This window comes from Synechococcus sp. WH 8109, from assembly GCF_000161795.2.
Classification (GTDB): Bacteria; Cyanobacteriota; Cyanobacteriia; order PCC-6307; family Cyanobiaceae; genus Parasynechococcus.
The window spans coordinates 987,877-1,002,190 of sequence record NZ_CP006882.1 but is presented as its reverse complement, the minus strand read 5'-3'; the positions used below and the strand labels follow the sequence as shown (position 1 = coordinate 1,002,190).

The 14,314-nt window shown below is 59.3% G+C and carries 13 protein-coding genes; 4 read left to right on the top strand and 9 right to left on the bottom strand.

The features are described 5' to 3' along the window. The first annotated feature begins 9 nt into the window (after window positions 1-9). The gene (locus Syncc8109_RS05455) at window positions 10-660 is read left to right on the top strand and encodes a cofactor assembly of complex C subunit B (protein ID WP_025362276.1); all 651 of its coding nucleotides are present in this window, start codon (window positions 10-12) and stop codon (window positions 658-660) included. On the opposite strand, the gene lptC is transcribed toward Syncc8109_RS05455, so the two are convergent. Both lptC and metG read right to left on the bottom strand, forming a co-directional pair. Continuing rightward, window positions 605-1,771 carry an LPS export ABC transporter periplasmic protein LptC gene (gene lptC / locus Syncc8109_RS05450; protein ID WP_025362275.1) on the bottom strand — a complete coding sequence of 389 codons (1,167 nt, stop codon included), beginning with the start codon at window positions 1,769-1,771 and terminating at the stop codon, window positions 605-607. The genes Syncc8109_RS05455 and lptC overlap by 56 nt on opposite strands. Next, window positions 1,758-3,302, bottom strand: a complete 1,545-nt coding sequence (gene metG, locus Syncc8109_RS05445) for a methionine--tRNA ligase (protein WP_006850795.1) — start codon at window positions 3,300-3,302, stop codon at window positions 1,758-1,760. Before metG ends, lptC begins: the two co-directional genes overlap by 14 nt. An 86-nt stretch (window positions 3,303-3,388) precedes the next feature. Between metG and Syncc8109_RS05440 the strand changes: the two genes are divergently transcribed. Next, the gene (locus tag Syncc8109_RS05440) at window positions 3,389-5,176 is read left to right on the top strand and encodes an FAD-dependent oxidoreductase (RefSeq protein WP_006849849.1); all 1,788 of its coding nucleotides are present in this window, start codon (window positions 3,389-3,391) and stop codon (window positions 5,174-5,176) included. Here Syncc8109_RS05440 and Syncc8109_RS05435 read toward each other — a convergent pair. Genes Syncc8109_RS05435 through rpmG form a run of 3 tightly spaced genes read right to left on the bottom strand, consistent with a single transcriptional unit; the run spans window position 5,164 to window position 7,659 of the window. Beyond that, on the bottom strand, window positions 5,164-7,194 hold the full coding sequence (locus tag Syncc8109_RS05435) for a ribonuclease catalytic domain-containing protein (protein WP_006850226.1): 2,031 nt from the start codon (window positions 7,192-7,194) through the stop codon (window positions 5,164-5,166). The two genes, Syncc8109_RS05440 and Syncc8109_RS05435, sit on opposite strands and share 13 nt — an antisense overlap. 10 nt (window positions 7,195-7,204) lie before the next feature. After that, window positions 7,205-7,426 (bottom strand): 30S ribosomal protein S18, encoded by a 222-nt coding sequence (gene rpsR, locus Syncc8109_RS05430; protein WP_006041316.1) that lies wholly within the window; start codon window positions 7,424-7,426, stop codon window positions 7,205-7,207. Between the two features lie 38 nt (window positions 7,427-7,464). Further along, complete coding sequence (gene rpmG, locus Syncc8109_RS05425; protein WP_006851071.1) at window positions 7,465-7,659, bottom strand: 50S ribosomal protein L33; 195 nt, start codon at window positions 7,657-7,659, stop codon at window positions 7,465-7,467. A 127-nt stretch (window positions 7,660-7,786) separates the two neighbouring features. On the opposite strand from rpmG, the gene pheT reads away from it, so the two are divergent. After that, on the top strand, window positions 7,787-10,210 hold the full coding sequence (gene pheT / locus Syncc8109_RS05420; protein ID WP_006850966.1) for a phenylalanine--tRNA ligase subunit beta: 2,424 nt from the start codon (window positions 7,787-7,789) through the stop codon (window positions 10,208-10,210). Here pheT and rlmD read toward each other — a convergent pair. Next, window positions 10,200-11,597, bottom strand: a complete 1,398-nt coding sequence (gene rlmD / locus Syncc8109_RS05415) for a 23S rRNA (uracil(1939)-C(5))-methyltransferase RlmD (protein WP_006851074.1) — start codon at window positions 11,595-11,597, stop codon at window positions 10,200-10,202. The genes pheT and rlmD overlap by 11 nt on opposite strands. Before the next feature lie 100 nt (window positions 11,598-11,697). Between rlmD and apcD the strand changes: the two genes are divergently transcribed. Beyond that, window positions 11,698-12,192 (top strand): allophycocyanin subunit alpha-B, encoded by a 495-nt coding sequence (gene apcD / locus Syncc8109_RS05410; protein ID WP_006851519.1) that lies wholly within the window; start codon window positions 11,698-11,700, stop codon window positions 12,190-12,192. 514 nt (window positions 12,193-12,706) lie between these two features. Here the strand turns inward: apcD and Syncc8109_RS05405 are convergent. The 3 genes from Syncc8109_RS05405 to Syncc8109_RS05395 form a co-directional block, all read right to left on the bottom strand. Beyond that, window positions 12,707-12,994: a hypothetical protein gene (locus Syncc8109_RS05405; RefSeq protein WP_025362274.1), complete on the bottom strand. Its 288-nt coding sequence runs from the start codon at window positions 12,992-12,994 to the stop codon at window positions 12,707-12,709. Window positions 12,995-13,015: 21 nt separating this feature from the next. Then, complete coding sequence (locus Syncc8109_RS05400; protein WP_025362273.1) at window positions 13,016-13,261, bottom strand: hypothetical protein; 246 nt, start codon at window positions 13,259-13,261, stop codon at window positions 13,016-13,018. 71 nt (window positions 13,262-13,332) lie between these two features. Further along, a complete protein-coding gene (locus tag Syncc8109_RS05395; protein WP_198015275.1) occupies window positions 13,333-14,280 on the bottom strand; it encodes a molecular chaperone DnaJ in 948 nt (315 codons plus the stop codon). Window positions 14,281-14,314: the final 34 nt, after the last annotated feature.

The window sequence follows — 14,314 nt, the reverse complement described above, 5'->3', positions numbered from 1 at the left end:
CATCTGTTGATGCCAGGTCCCGCCCGAGCCGTTCTGATCTGTGCGCTCTTGTTGCTGGGTCTGACTGTGACCAATGCAGAGGTAGCGCAGACAGTCACACCGGAATTTCAACGGGCAGAAGTTCTTGCCGGGATGGCAGCGGTGGGCCTGATGCTGGTGGCGGTGCTGTGGACACGGGCGAACCCAAAGTCAGCAGAGAAAGTTCCGTTGAAGGGAGAACAGGGACTTTTGATGGCGGATCAGTTCAGCGAAAACCAACAACAGGAGTTGGCCTGGGGCAGCCACATGCTGTTGACAGCGACGCCAGCGGCATCCGTGCTCGTGCTCTGGCGCCATCAAGTCGTACTGCGTCGGGGCCTGATCAGTCAGGAGGTTTTCCAGCCAGGAGCGATCACCCAACGGGCCATGGAGCGTGAGCAAACCATCTCCTTGGTCAACACAACGCTCTTTCCTGGCCGAGCGGAATTCGACGCGATGCTGCCTTCACTCCCCGCCATCGTTGTTTGCCCGATGGGGAACGAGGGGGCCGTGATCGTGGGGGGTTGGTCGCCCCGTTGTTTCACCCGCTCCGATGAGCGATGGATTGAGGGCTGGACCCAGCGTCTCAGAACGACACTTGGGGCCGGCGATGCTTCTCCTGTGCCGCCGGACTCAGCTTGATCGTCGATTCAACCCTCGCTCCGGTTTGGCCGAAGCGGATCTCACCATCGTCCGAAATCTTGGCTTCCATGCGTGAGGCGCGAGTGACCTGCTCTGGTTTTGTCCGCCGAAGAACTACATCGCCATCTGCCACTACCCGTTCACTGCTCCAGTTCCAAGCGCAGCGACTGGCCGTCAGTGTTTCCAACGTCTGCTCAACGCGACAGTCACTAGAAATGATCACGGTGCCAGTGAGCTGATCAAGCTTGAATCCTTTGCCCTGCACATTGCTGTTTTTCAAATCAGCCTGAACGGGATGATCAGATTGAAATTGCTTCGCTGAAAATAACCAACGTGTTTGGCCGGCAGTGATCAGACCACGGTCGTTCTCCAGCACCAGCGTGACCGGTTGTTGAAGGTCGAGGTAACCCTGGCGGGTGTTGCCATTGAGGCCTGAAGCGCTGAGTGTGCGGCCATCGCTGCGGATGGCCTGCACCGGACCAGGCGCCTGCAACAAACCACTCTTCAGATTCCAGGTTCCGCTCCCACCCTGCACCACTGTGGAAGCAACACTGGTTTCATCAACACGGTTCAGCTGGGTTGGGCCGCTGAACTCCAGCACCTCGGAGTCCTGCTGGAACGCCAGCTCGCGTGAGCGAATTTGCGTCTGGCCATCATTGGCCTTGGGCCGTTGATTGATCACCATCCGTGACTGCGATGGTGTCCAAATGAGATTGTCTCCCTCAATCGTCAGCCCCCGTTGGCTCAACTGCCGCAGCTGGACCGATCCTTCAAGAACGACGAGCTCTCCATCACGTAGCACCGTGGCGAGATCTGCGGTGATCCTGTAGTGCGGTTGATCGTTTCGATAGAGAACTCCCTCGGGACGTCGTGCACGGATGGTTCGACTACTAAGGTCGTAACGAGCCTCGGGGCTGGTGAGATCCCAGTCACGGTTGCCATCGTCGGCCCGCTGGCTCAAATCCAGCGACCGGAAGACAAAGGACGGCGTGGGTTCAAGCGCGATCGGCCGCCTCGTTGTGCAACCGGTGAGCCATGCACTCGCCACAAGGGCTGCTGTCAGACCACAACGTGACAAGCGACTCAGCATGCTTTGTTCAGAGCGGTTCATCCAGTTCCAACCGCTGCATCACCGGTGTTGGCTTGGGCAGCGCAGAACCGCTGCACAGCCTTCCCCAATTCAGCTGTTTCAACCAGTTGTCTGGATCCAGGCGTTCCCCAAGTTGGGACAGGATCCGCTCGCTGAGGTCGGGCAGCAGCGGGGCAAGCAGGAGTCCAACGATGCGCGTGGTTTCCAGCACAGCAAACAAATCCTCGGCCACGCTCTGCTCTTGACCGGGTTCCTTCATGCGACTCCAGGGAGCCGTTTCATTGAGATGACCGTTCGCGGCAATAGCCAATTGAAGGATCGACTCGGCTGCGGTTTTGAACGCAAGCTGCGGCATCGCCTCAATCACCGTGCTGACGGTTTCCGCAGCCTTGAGGGCCAGGGGATGGTCAGCACTTGAGGCTGCACCAGCCGGGGGAACGACGTCATCGAACCACTTGCGCGCCATCGACGAGGTGCGATTCAGCAGGTTGCCGATGGTGTTGGCCAGATCGTTGTTGACCAGATCCAGAAAGCGTTGCTGTTGGAAATCGCCGTCGTCTCCGAATTGGATGTCGCGCAGGAGGTACCAACGAACGGCATCGCTGCCGCATCGCTCCAGCAACAGTTCCGGGTCCAGCACATTGCCGAGGGATTTGCCCATCTTCTGGCCCTCACGGGTGAGGAAGCCATGGCCGAAAACCTTTTGCGGTACAGGCAGTCCTGCAGACATGCACATGGCAGGCCAGAACACAGCGTGGAAGCGAAGGATGTCCTTGCCGATCACGTGCACGGAGGCGGGCCAACCGCAGGAGGCGAGCCGATCGAGCGATACCGATTCGCCATCATCAAGAAGCGCTGTGAGATAACCGAGTAGGGCATCAAACCAGACGTAGAAGGTGTGGCCTGGATGGTCGGGGACCGGAAGTCCCCAGGACACATTCACCCGCGAAATGGAGAAGTCGCGCAGACCTTGGGCGACGAAATTGCGCACTTCCTGTCGTCGGCTGGCAGGGGCGATGAAGTCATCGCGGGACACCAACTCCTCAATGGCGGATTGATAGCGGGAGAGCCGAAAGAACAGGTTCTCCTCATCGCGCCATTCGAGAGGCTTGCGGTGGATCGAACAGGAGGGCGACTCCGCTTCGGCCGGATCGTCCTTGTATTCCTCGCAATCGACGCAGTACCAACCAGTCTGCTTGCCGACAACGATGTCGCCTGATGCCTTGACCCGTTCGTAGAACTGTTCCACCAACTCCAGGTGGCGCGGGTTGGTGGTGCGCACAAAGCGATCGTTAGAAATCCCCCACTGATTCCAGAGATCGCGGTAGCGGGTGCTGACCTTATCGCAGTGGTCCTGTGGGCTCAGCTGCTGACGTTCTGCCGTGCGCTGAATCTTCTGGCCGTGCTCATCAACACCGGTCACGAAGGTCACCTTCTCCAGCTGCAGCCGCTCAAAGCGAGCCAAGGCGTCACAGGCCAGGGTCGTGTACGTGCTGCCCAGATGGGGACGATCGTTGACGTAATAGAGCGGAGTCGTAAGGGTGTAGGGCATCAGAAAAGTTCGAACTCCGCTGCACCGCAGCGACGACAGACTCTAACGAGCATGCCCATCTCGCTCCACGCCAACCGGCCCTCGTCATGACGCACCGCGACGTGGTGGTCTGGGGTGGTGGCTGCGGGGGCGTCGCTGCTGCGCTGCAGAGCGCGAGATCAGGAGCAGACACGACACTGATCACCCCTGGCCCCTGGCTGGGGGGCATGGTGAGTTCGGCAGGAGTCTGTGCCCCGGATGGCCATGAACTGACCTGTTGGCAAACCGGGATCTGGGGCGCCTTTCTGCGCCAGTTGGAGTTGGAGGAGCCGAGCGGGCTCGACCACAACTGGGTGAGTTGTTTCGGATACAGGCCGCAAACAGCCGAACGGATCCTGCAACGCTGGGTGGTGGCTGAGCCCAGGCTGGAGTGGCGTCCCCACTGCAGCCTGGAACAGGTTCACTGCCAGCAGGGTCGCCTCCAATCTGTGGAGATCCACAGCGCCAATGGCGTCGAAAGCTTTTCCGCCGATGTGTTTGTGGATGGCAGCGATCTGGGAGATCTGCTTGCCCTGTCGTCGGCGCCCTTCCGCTGGGGTTGGGAAGCCAAGGAGATCTGGGAGGAACCCAGCGCCCCCGAACAGTCCCGGCTTGAGAGCGAAGCTTTTTTTCAACAGCAACCCACTCAGTCACCCACCTGGGTGGCGATGGGCCAATTGCATGGGGAACTCACTCCGCGCCATGTCGCTTCTGTACCGCGGATTCCTTTCGATCGGAGCACCGCCAGCTTCGGCCTCGAGAAAACCATCACCTATGGCCGTCTGCCCAGCGGCCTGGTCATGCTCAATTGGCCTCTGGAGGGCAACGACTGGCACAACAGCATCGATCGAGCCCTCAGTGCTGATGGCGAGGTTCGTGCGGAGCTGGCCCAAGAGATGCAACGGCACAGCATGGATTTCCTGGCGGCGCTGGAGGAATGCAGCGGTGGTTGGATCACTGCCGGCAACGCCTTCCCGGGAGCAGATCCCAGCCTGGCGTTGATGCCGTACTGGCGAGAAAGTCGGCGGCTGATGGGTCGCACAACGGTCACGGAACGCGACCTTTTGCCGATATCCACAGAAGCCCTGCGGGGACCGCTCCCCATCGATGCCCAGGGACGCTGCACCAGCATTGCTGTGGGCACCTATGCCAACGACCATCACTACCCGGGCGAGGACTGGCCCATCGCCCCGAAAAGTGTGCGTTGGGGAGGACGTTGGAGCGGTACGCCCTTCTGCATCCCCTTCGATGCCCTTATCTCAGACTCGATCCCCAACCTTGTGATGGCCGAGAAAGGCTTCAGCGTCAGCCACATGGCCAATGGGGCCACGCGCCTGCAGCCCTTGATTCTCAACCTGGGCCAGGTGGCGGGTCTGGCAGCGGCCATGGCCGTTCGTCAGGGCTGTGACATAGGTGATCTGAATGTTGAGGCCATCCAGTCAGCCCTGATCCACGAGCCGCAGGCCCCTGCAGCAGTCCTCCCGATCTGGGACTGGCCGCTCTGGCATCCACACTGGGTCAAGGCACAGGAGCAGGGCTTGGCTCGACCTGAACACCTGGACGCTATGGGCCGCCCTTCAGGCCCACGAGCCAGCATGCTGCTTCCCCCTGACGTAAACCAGGCGCCAAACCAGCCCCATGAGGGCGGTTTCAGTGGCGTGCTCACCGGCAACCTCCAGGAGGGCTACCAATTGGAAACCGCTGAAAGGATCTGGCCTCTGATCACCCTGGAACCGGCAATCCATCGCTGGCTATCCGAAGAGGATCACTCGCACCGAACCCTGAACCTCCGCGGCATAAAGAATCCCTGGGGGCCCTGGGTGCGGATCACCGGGGTTCTGGATCAAGCCAACTGAAGCTGCAGCTCACCGCGTACCGGGTCAGCACGCCCCACCTTGAGTTCAAGACCGTCGCCAGGAGCAGGGTCTTCTGCAGAAACACAACCGACCAGATCAATGGCCAGCTCGCTCACATGAACCAGGGCCAAGCGATCCTGCGGGCGCAGCCAGCGCAGGAATACGGCAGACCAAACGGTGTTCTGATGCTCGGCGAACCACACCTGCTGCCAGTGGCGCTGATCCTCACGGCTGATCTGAATGGATTGGCGCAATGGATCATCGAGATCGTCAATCACTTCACTCAGACGCTCTTCATCCATCGGTGCAAGCGCAGAGAGCTGGGCAATGATTTGCCGGTGGGCGACGAGATCGGCGTAGCGTCGAATCGGAGAAGTCGCCTGCACATAGGCCTCAAGCCCGAGACTGAAATGGGGCATGGCTCGCGTGCCCTGCACGCCTCGGCTCAAGCAGCGCTTGATCGCCGCATCACGGGCTGGTCCCTCGGGGATTCGATCGAGTTCATCGATGGAGGGCAGCTCAGCCGCAGGCTGACTGCGGAAGGGCAACGGCAGGCTGTGCTCTTGCCCAAAGGAGGCCACAACAGCCCCCATCAGCAGCATCGCTTCACTCACCATCAGGCGGGAGGGTGAAGGGTCAATCACCTGAAGCGTCAAGGCCCCATCGCTGTAGCGGAAGCGTCCTTCAGGCTGGTCAAACATCACGGCTCCTTTGGAGCGGCGCCAGCGCATGCGCAACATCAAGAGTCCCGAGAGATCCGAGAGGGCTTCATCTCCTGGGGGTGCCAACTCGATCAGCTCATCACCATCGGTGTAGGTGAGGCCGTAGCGGGGTCGGATCCAGCTGCGCGCAATCCGTTGTTCCGCCACGGCACCATCGTCATCAAGGCAAACGGCCACACTCAGGGCTGCACAACGCTGGCCAGCCCGCAGACTGAGGGGACCGGCCGCCAGCTCCAGAGGGAGCATGGGCATCACACCCTCCGCCAGATACAAACTGGTGGCCCGACGTCTGGCTTCATGATCAAGGGGGGAGTCAATGTCGATCAGACGACTTGGATCAGCGATGTGGATCCAGATCCAATCGACGCCATCACGACGCTCCAGCGAGAGCGCGTCATCAATTTCTCGAGTGCCCGAATCGTCCAGGCTGTAGGTGGCCAGGTGAGTGAGGTCTATGCGTTGCTCATCCCCGGGTAGCTCTTCATTCGACAGAGCAACAAGACGATTCGCTTCCTCCACCAGATCAGAGGTAAAACTGCGAGACCAGACGCTGCCCCTCAGGCCAATGGGCTCATTGGGATCGAGAAACCCACGCACGATCAACCACTGCCGCAGATCGGCGGCATCCGATCCAATCGACAACTCTGCCGACCACTGCTTGAGATCAGGGTCGAAACCCACCGCAGCGGGATTGTCTTTCAGCAACTGAATCCAGTGGCTGAAGCGCTCGTCCCATACCGGATCCAGCTCCACGCGTTCATCGTCGCTAAGGGCTCGCTCAGTCCGCAGCAACGCGAGCTGTCGTTGTTCATGCTGCTGTGCCTGCCGCTCAGCTCGGCGTTGGCGACGCAGGCTGGCTCTCTCTTCGCGGGAGAGTGGCTGGATCAAACGGTCACGACGCCAGCGGAACAACTGTTGGTTCCCATGCAGCCAGGCCCACAGCGCAGCCAGCCCAGCGAGGTTGAACGGGGTCAATACCAACTCGCCCAGCTCACAGAGGCTCAGTCGAGCCAATCCCCCCGGTTGATCCGTTTCCAACAGCTGCCAAGCCTCAACAACAGCCCGTGCCGATGGAGCGCTGTCCTGCACCCGCTCAGGTGCAGGAAGGTCACTGTTAACAAAGCGATGTTCGGGATCAATATGAATCAAGTCGCGCAGGGGCAGGCCCTGGTCACGACGTTGACCACCAAAAGAAAGAACCGCCTTGCTGCCCTTGATGGACAGAAGACGGCCGAAAAGAGGGGAACCCTTGAGAACTACCGCGACGGTGTCTCCGAGTTGGATTGAGTTGTTCAACGCCCGAGGATCAACCTTCGGGGTTCACAAACGGCAGAAGGGCAACGATGCGAGCACGCTTGACGGCGTTAGTGAGATCGCGCTGCTGCTTAGCAGTAAGGCCGGTGAGGCGACGGGGAAGAATTTTGCCGCGTTCGGTGATGAACTTCTTGAGAAGATCCACATCCTTGTAATCGATGGGATCACCGGGCTTGATCGGCGAAAGACGCTTCTTGAAGAAGGAGCTGGACATGACTCAGGAACGGATGGAGGAAAGACGGACCTGCAAGGTCACTTGATCTCCTTGTGGAGCGTGGACTTGTTGCAGTGGGGACAGAACTTTTTGATCTCCAGCCGTTCGGTGGTGTTCCGGCGGTTCTTTTCCGTCGTGTAGCGAGACACGCCGGGTGAACGCTTGGCGGGATTGGACCGGCATTCAGTGCACTCGAGAGTGATCACGATCCGGACGCCCTTGTTCTTGGCCATAAAGGACGTTGCGCCGCAGGTGCGAAGCGAAATGACAAACATCGAGCTTAACCCCTGACCCGACAGCTCCAGAGCAGCTCTCCCAGGGGGGACTTCCTAAGATCGCGCGCTGTCTGGCTTAGATCCGATGCGGGTATCCATCTCCTGGCTGAAGCAGCTGGTCCAGGTGAATGAGTCCGTGGACGATCTCTCCGAGCGTCTTTCGATGGCGGGCTTTGAGGTGGACGACATTGATGACCTCAGCGCCCAGGCCAATGGCGTTGTGGTCGGCCATGTGCTGGAACGGGAGAAACACCCCAACGCCGACAAGCTCAGCGTCTGCAGCGTGGATATTGGAGCTCGGGACCCCATCCAGATCGTCTGTGGTGCCAGCAACGTGCGTGCCGGCATTCATGTACCGGTGGCCATGGTCGGAGCCACCCTCCCCGCCGTTGGCTTGACGATCAAAGCCGGTGAATTGCGTGGTGTTGCCAGCAACGGAATGATCTGTTCCCTAACCGAGCTGGGCCTGACGGAGCAATCCGACGGCATCGCCATCCTGGATGAGCTGGACGAATCCTTGCCGCCCAACGGGTCGCCTGTGGCCCCTCTGTTGGGACTCGACGACACCGTTCTGGAGCTGGCCATCACGGCCAATCGTCCCGACGGCCTCTCAATGGTGGGTATCGCTCGCGAGGTGGCGGCCCTGACCGGTGGAAGATTGAGCCTGCCCGAGCTGGATCTGGATCCCAGCACCACTCCGCTGAACACAGAACTGGACGGCTGCTTCTATTCGATCACCAGGATCGAGGGGGTGGACGGCTCCAAGCCCTCACCCACCTGGTTGCAGCAGCGCCTTGAGCGTGGTGGTGTGAACAGCGTCAATGAGGTGGTTGACGTCACCAACCTGGTGATGCTGGAACAGGGGCAGCCCCTCCATGCCTTTGATGCCGATGCGCTGGAACAACTGACCGGGCAAGCGGTGGACGCCAAGAGTTTTGCGGTCCGTTCCGCTCGCGATGGGGAAATCTTCGTAGGTCTGGATGATCAGAAGCGAAGTCTCGACAGCCGTGTGCAGGTCGTCACCTGCCATGACCGGCCTGTCGCCGTCGCAGGTGTGATGGGGAGTCTCGAGAGTGGGGTGACCGCCAGTACCCGAAACATTTGGCTTGAATCCGCTCTGTTTGCATCGCCGAGGGTTCGTCAGTCAGCCCGGGCCCTGGGCTTGCGCACGGATGCCAGCAGTCGTTTCGAAAAGGGGTTGCCTGTGGAAATGACCCTGCCCTGTTCGGCCCGTGCTTCGGCCTTGTTGAGTCAGGAGTTTTCCTGCTCTGAGCGCGGCCGTTGGGTTGGCGGTAACGGTCCCGCAGAAGCGGAACCGGTGCTGTTGAGGCGCAGTGCCCTTCATCAATTGCTTGGCCCCCTCGATGCTTCCGATGGCCCGGAAGATCTGGATGACACCAGCATCGAAAACTGCCTGAAAGCCCTCGGTTGCCAGCTCTCAGCCCATGACCAGGGATGGCAGGTCATTGCACCGCCCTCGAGACGGCAAGACCTCCAGCGTGAAGTTGATCTGATCGAGGAGGTGGCTCGTCTTGTGGGTTTCGATCGGTTTGAGGCCCACCTGCCGGATCCGCTGGAGCCAGGTGCCCTGACACCGCACCAGCGGGCGGAACGGCGCCTGCGGCAGCTGTTCTGTTCCACAGGACTACAGGAGGTCACCACCCTGTCTCTCGTTCCGGCTTCCGAGCAGGAACAGCGCATCGCCATCAGCAATCCTTTGTTGTCCGACACAAGCCATCTGCGCACGAACCTCTGGGAAGAGCACCTGCAGATCTGTGTTCGCAATCTGAAGGCGTCGCAGCGGGGTTGCTCCGTCTTCGAGATCGGCAACACATACAGCGGATCCGCGGAGGCTGTCAGCCAGATCGCCATTCTAGGTGGCGTGATCTGCGGAGATCGACGCCTGTCCACCTGGGCCACCAGCGGCAAGCCGCAGGCGCCCGACTATTTCCAGGCCCGTGGCGTTCTCACAAGGGTGATGGAGGCCTTGCAGCTGGAACTGTCTGACCATCGCCTGACAGACGATGCACGACTGCATCCGGGTCGGGCTGCCACCCTGGTGTTGGAAGGACGCCCCTTGGGTTGTTTTGGTCAGCTTCACCCAGCCATGGCTGAGCAGCTCGATCTTCCTGAAGCCACCTATCTGTTCGAACTCGACCTTGCGCGACTGCTGGATGCCGCCACCCGCAGCAACCGCTGGACGCCATCCTTCAAGCAATACCCAACCGTGCCTTTCAGCGAGCGGGATCTTGCCGTCATCGTCGACCGATCCAGTGCAGCTGCCGATCTGATCAAAGCCATCCGCAAGGCGGGCAAACCTCTTCTGGAGCAGGTGGAACTGGTGGATCGCTTTGAGGGCGAGCAGCTAGGCGACAACAAAGTGAGCCAGGCCTTCCGTCTGCGCTACCGCGGCAAAAACGAAACCCTCACCGACGACAAAATTCAGCCTGTTCACGACAAGGTGCGTGCCGCTTTGAGCAAGCAGTTTCAGGCTGAGCTCAGGAGCTGACCCGTTTCAGCAGCGCTAACGATTCAAGGTGCGTTGTCTGGGGGAAGAAGTCCACGGGCTGGAGCATCTCCAGCTCGTAGGGACCTGATGGGGCGAGCAGTGCTTTCAGATCCCGTGCTTGCGTGGCGGGGTCACAGCTGAGGTAGGCCAGCACCGCAGGAGGCCGCTCAAGGATGCTGTCCACCACGCATCGATCGAGACCCCGGCGAGGTGGATCCAACACCAGCGCCTGACAGTCGTCCAGATGAGCAGCGAGCAGGTCTGCCACATCGCCGGCATCAAATGCACAGCGGGAGGAAAGGCCGTTGTGCATGGCATTCAGCCGGGCCTGCTCCACCGAGTCGGGGTTGAGTTCCAGGCCTTGAACATTAAAACCGGCCTTGGACAGGGGCAGGGCAATGGTTCCTACGCCGCAATAAGCGTCGACCACACGTGCGCCGGCGCACTGAACCAAAAGCCAGTCTGTGAGGCGCTGAACGATCCGTTCAGCCTGCGGCGTATTCACCTGAACAAAGGTGGTGCTGCTGAGGGCGAGCTTGATGCCGCAGAACTGTTCCTCAATGGTGGGAACACCGGCGAGGCAATGGGTGGTTCGACCGAGCACCAGGTTGTTGGCCTTGGGTTGAAGGTTGAGGCAGACCCCTTTCACCGCGGGCCAACGCTCGACCCAGCTCTGAGCGAGGACCTCAAGACCTCGAAGCTGAGCATGGCTGCTGATCAGCGTGATCAAAACGTCTCCGGTAGCGATTGAAAGACGAAGCCCGAGATGGCGCAGACCCTGGGATTCGAGCAGGTCATGATCGGCAGGCCACCCCCCTGCATCCAGATCTTGCTTAAGAGGTTCCACCAACGCGTCCAGGCGTGGATCGAGCACCGGGCAGTGGTTCAGATTGACGATCTTGTGGGTTTTCGATCGGAAGTAGCCGGCCTTCAACCGTCCGTTCTGGTCTCGCTTCAGCGGGATCAAGGCCCTGTTGCGATAACCGAAGCAGCGTTCCGCATTAACCAGCGTGGGCGCAGGGGCAACGTCAATCCCCCCGATGCGCTGCATGGTCTGTTGAATCTGCTTGGCTTTCCAACGGATTTGGGCGGCGTCATCCAGGCGTTGGAGGGTGCAACCACCGCAGTCATCGGCAAGGATGCAGGGAGGAAGGCGCCGATCTGCGGAGAACGTGATCTGATCCACCCGACGGCTCAACCAGCGCGACTTCTGGCGTTGCTGCAGCTGAACCGTGGCGCGCTCCCCCGGCAAGAGATCAGGAACGACGATCACCCAGTTGTTCCAACGGGCCAGACCCTTGCCGTCGCGATCCAGGTCAACAGCCTCGAGCTCAATCGTGAGCCCAGGCCGCGGTTCACTGCTGTTCGGGCTGTCGACTTTGGTCATGCTCTCGATTCCCTGCCATTGCAATGGCGTAACACCCGGGCGGTGATGGGTCAGGTGAACGGGTCGAGACCACTAAACTCCACGAAGCCTGCCCAGTTCCATGAGCATTGTCCGGGATCTCATCCTCCAGGCCGATGACGATCTGCGGTATCCCACCAGCGGAGAACTCCGCACCATGGTGGATTTCCTAGACCAAGGCGCCATGCGCGTTTCTGTGGTCAAGGTTCTGACCGAGAACGAAAAGAAGATCGTCGACGAATCAGCCAAGCAACTGTTTGGTCGCAAACCTGAGTACGTCGCACCTGGCGGCAATGCCTACGGTCAGCGCCAGCGGGCCCAGTGTCTTCGCGACTACAGCTGGTACCTCCGTCTGATCACCTACGGAGTGCTGGCCGGCAGCACCGAAATGATCCAGGAGATCGGGCTGGTGGGTGCTCGCGAGATGTACAACAGCCTCGGTGTTCCGATGCCCGGCATGGTTGAAGCCATGAAGTGCATGAAGGAAGCGTCCGTGTCGTTGTTGTCGGAACAGCAGGTGAAGCTCACGTCTCCTTATTTCGACTTCTTAATTCAGGGCATGCAAACATCCACCTGATTCAACGTTGAACGTGGTCAAAAGAGCCGGGCTTTCGAGCCCGGTTTTTTATTGTCCACTTATCTCGGATGAGACTTATTGTCAGACCTGGCACGTGTCTCAAGTAAGACGCAAGAGGCAGTTCTACAGTCTCTGCAGGCCCATGCGAGACAAGAAACGAGTCTCGTTCAAATTCCCAGCTGATCAGCCAGAGATTGAGCTTTCCTTAGGCCAGCAAGGGCTCGAAAACCGCTGATCGGCCTGCGTACCTGTGTCTACAGCAGGTACGCAGGCCTGAAAACCCTACAATCCAGTGGGTTTCATCGGTCGTAGGCAACCCCTGGACTGGCCGTGGACTGCAGACAAAAACAACAGAAAAAAGCTTTTGAACAAGAAAGGGCGCCGCAATGCAACGTCACCTGCACAGCAAGCAAAAACCACCAATTTTTTGAATCTTGACGATTAGCGCTCGTTTCAGGTAAGACTCTTTCTGTGTCTTGTTATGTATCGCAGACAAGACCTGAGATTCTGTTGATCAGATTGCGAACGGATGATCGGATTTGACCGTGGCCGCGCTATTGATTGAACGGCGGTTTGAGCGCCTGATCTGGAAATTCCGGCTGATCAGCATCGTTCCGATGGTGCTCAGCCTGCTCGGAAGCGTTGGCTGCTTCGTGATTAGGGCGGTTGAGGTCTTCAGTCCTTTCTTGTAATCATGCGCCTGACCATCACTGCCAAAAGTGTTGCCGCCTAGAACATCAGCCAGATGGTGGGAAGGGTTGATTACTTCGTGATATGCATCGCCCTGCCGATCTTTGGCCATAACGTCTATTAGTTGGTGATCTCAGACCTTGATCAAGGCCTGGAGGATGGCGAGGAGCAGCACACCAACATTCTCTTGGCGAACAGCCTTCAAAGCCTGAAAAACAATCTCTCCAATGTGATTGTTGTGGGCCTGATTGTCGCTGCGTTCAACAAGACCATCGGCTTCGAGGTGAACAACGCCACTGATCTTTTGGCGCCGTGTGGCACTGAGACCATGTTGGCCCTCAGTGCTTGGTTGATTGTTCGCAGTAGAGGTGCCGGTCACGAGCTATTACGCACGCATCTCAATCAAGACACAGTCCTGGACCAATTACACGTCTCAGCAGGGACAAGTGATCAACGGTTTCTGTACAGCTCACGCAGCAACCGATAGGCCTCATTGAGTCGGCGCATCGCGTCGGTGGAGCCACCAGCATCGGGATGTTCTTCAAGCGCCCGTTGCTTGTAAGCCTCACGAATGGAACTCAGAGTGACCGAAGTCCCTGCTTGGGTTGATAAACCCAACAGCTTGAGAGCCCCATGCACCGTCATTGTTGACTCAAGGGTTTCGAAGGAGGTGACCTGTCTGCTGCGGCGGAAACGGTTCACAAAGCGGCGGATCAGGGTTGGCATACGTTCTGCCAAGGAGGATGTTGCAAAGGGATCCTCAAGAGCGCCAGCCACAACCATCACCCGACCCAGCGATGGATCAATTGACTCCCAGCTGGCACAGAGCGTCTCAACGGCTGCATTCGCTGCCGACCAGGTGAATGGACGCCCATCACTGGCATCGGTACTGGACCAGACATCTCGAGCCAGCCAGGTCATGGCCGCTTCAATCACTGTTGGACCCGGTGGTTGACCATAGAGGGACCTCCAGTGCTCTTCGGCAGCAGCACTGGCCTCTCTTAAATCAGTGGGGTCCACCGTTGAGACAAGGGGGTCGTTCTGAGGGGAATCGCGTTGCTGCGGAGAGCGAAGCGTCGCTTTCAACTGACTGGTGCGTTTGCTGACAAACCCCGGCAGGTCGATGCCTGAGGAGCCACCCCCCGATGGAAGCCCAGAGGCTGAGGTTGGAGCGTCTTCAAGCCCTTGTTGTTTGTTGCCAGTTGAGATCAGAACGAGACTGGTGACCTCATCGGGCCGACTGGCGACCGCTGGTTCAGCATCGCCCTTCAGAGGATCGACCTCTTGATCCGACGCTGGATCCCCAGGGTCGAGCAGATCCTGGAGGAGCATTTCGAGCACCCGGCCACGGGAACGAGCTCCGTATTCACCCTTGAGCTGGTCAATCAACGCGACCATGGGCTCTGACATCTCCACAGAGATGCGTTGACGT

Coding starts and splice junctions, on each gene's coding strand:
- Syncc8109_RS05455 (WP_025362276.1), top strand. CDS start 10: ATGCCAGGTCCCGCCCGAGCCGTTCTGATCTGTGCGCTCTTGTTGCTG.
- lptC (WP_025362275.1), bottom strand. CDS start 1,771: ATGAACCGCTCTGAACAAAGCATGCTGAGTCGCTTGTCACGTTGTGGT.
- metG (WP_006850795.1), bottom strand. CDS start 3,302: ATGCCCTACACCCTTACGACTCCGCTCTATTACGTCAACGATCGTCCC.
- Syncc8109_RS05440 (WP_006849849.1), top strand. CDS start 3,389: ATGACGCACCGCGACGTGGTGGTCTGGGGTGGTGGCTGCGGGGGCGTC.
- rpsR (WP_006041316.1), bottom strand. CDS start 7,426: ATGTCCAGCTCCTTCTTCAAGAAGCGTCTTTCGCCGATCAAGCCCGGT.
- rpmG (WP_006851071.1), bottom strand. CDS start 7,659: ATGGCCAAGAACAAGGGCGTCCGGATCGTGATCACTCTCGAGTGCACT.
- pheT (WP_006850966.1), top strand. CDS start 7,787: ATGCGGGTATCCATCTCCTGGCTGAAGCAGCTGGTCCAGGTGAATGAG.
- rlmD (WP_006851074.1), bottom strand. CDS start 11,597: ATGACCAAAGTCGACAGCCCGAACAGCAGTGAACCGCGGCCTGGGCTC.
- apcD (WP_006851519.1), top strand. CDS start 11,698: ATGAGCATTGTCCGGGATCTCATCCTCCAGGCCGATGACGATCTGCGG.
- Syncc8109_RS05405 (WP_025362274.1), bottom strand. CDS start 12,994: ATGGCCAAAGATCGGCAGGGCGATGCATATCACGAAGTAATCAACCCT.
- Syncc8109_RS05395 (WP_198015275.1), bottom strand. CDS start 14,280: ATGGTCGCGTTGATTGACCAGCTCAAGGGTGAATACGGAGCTCGTTCC.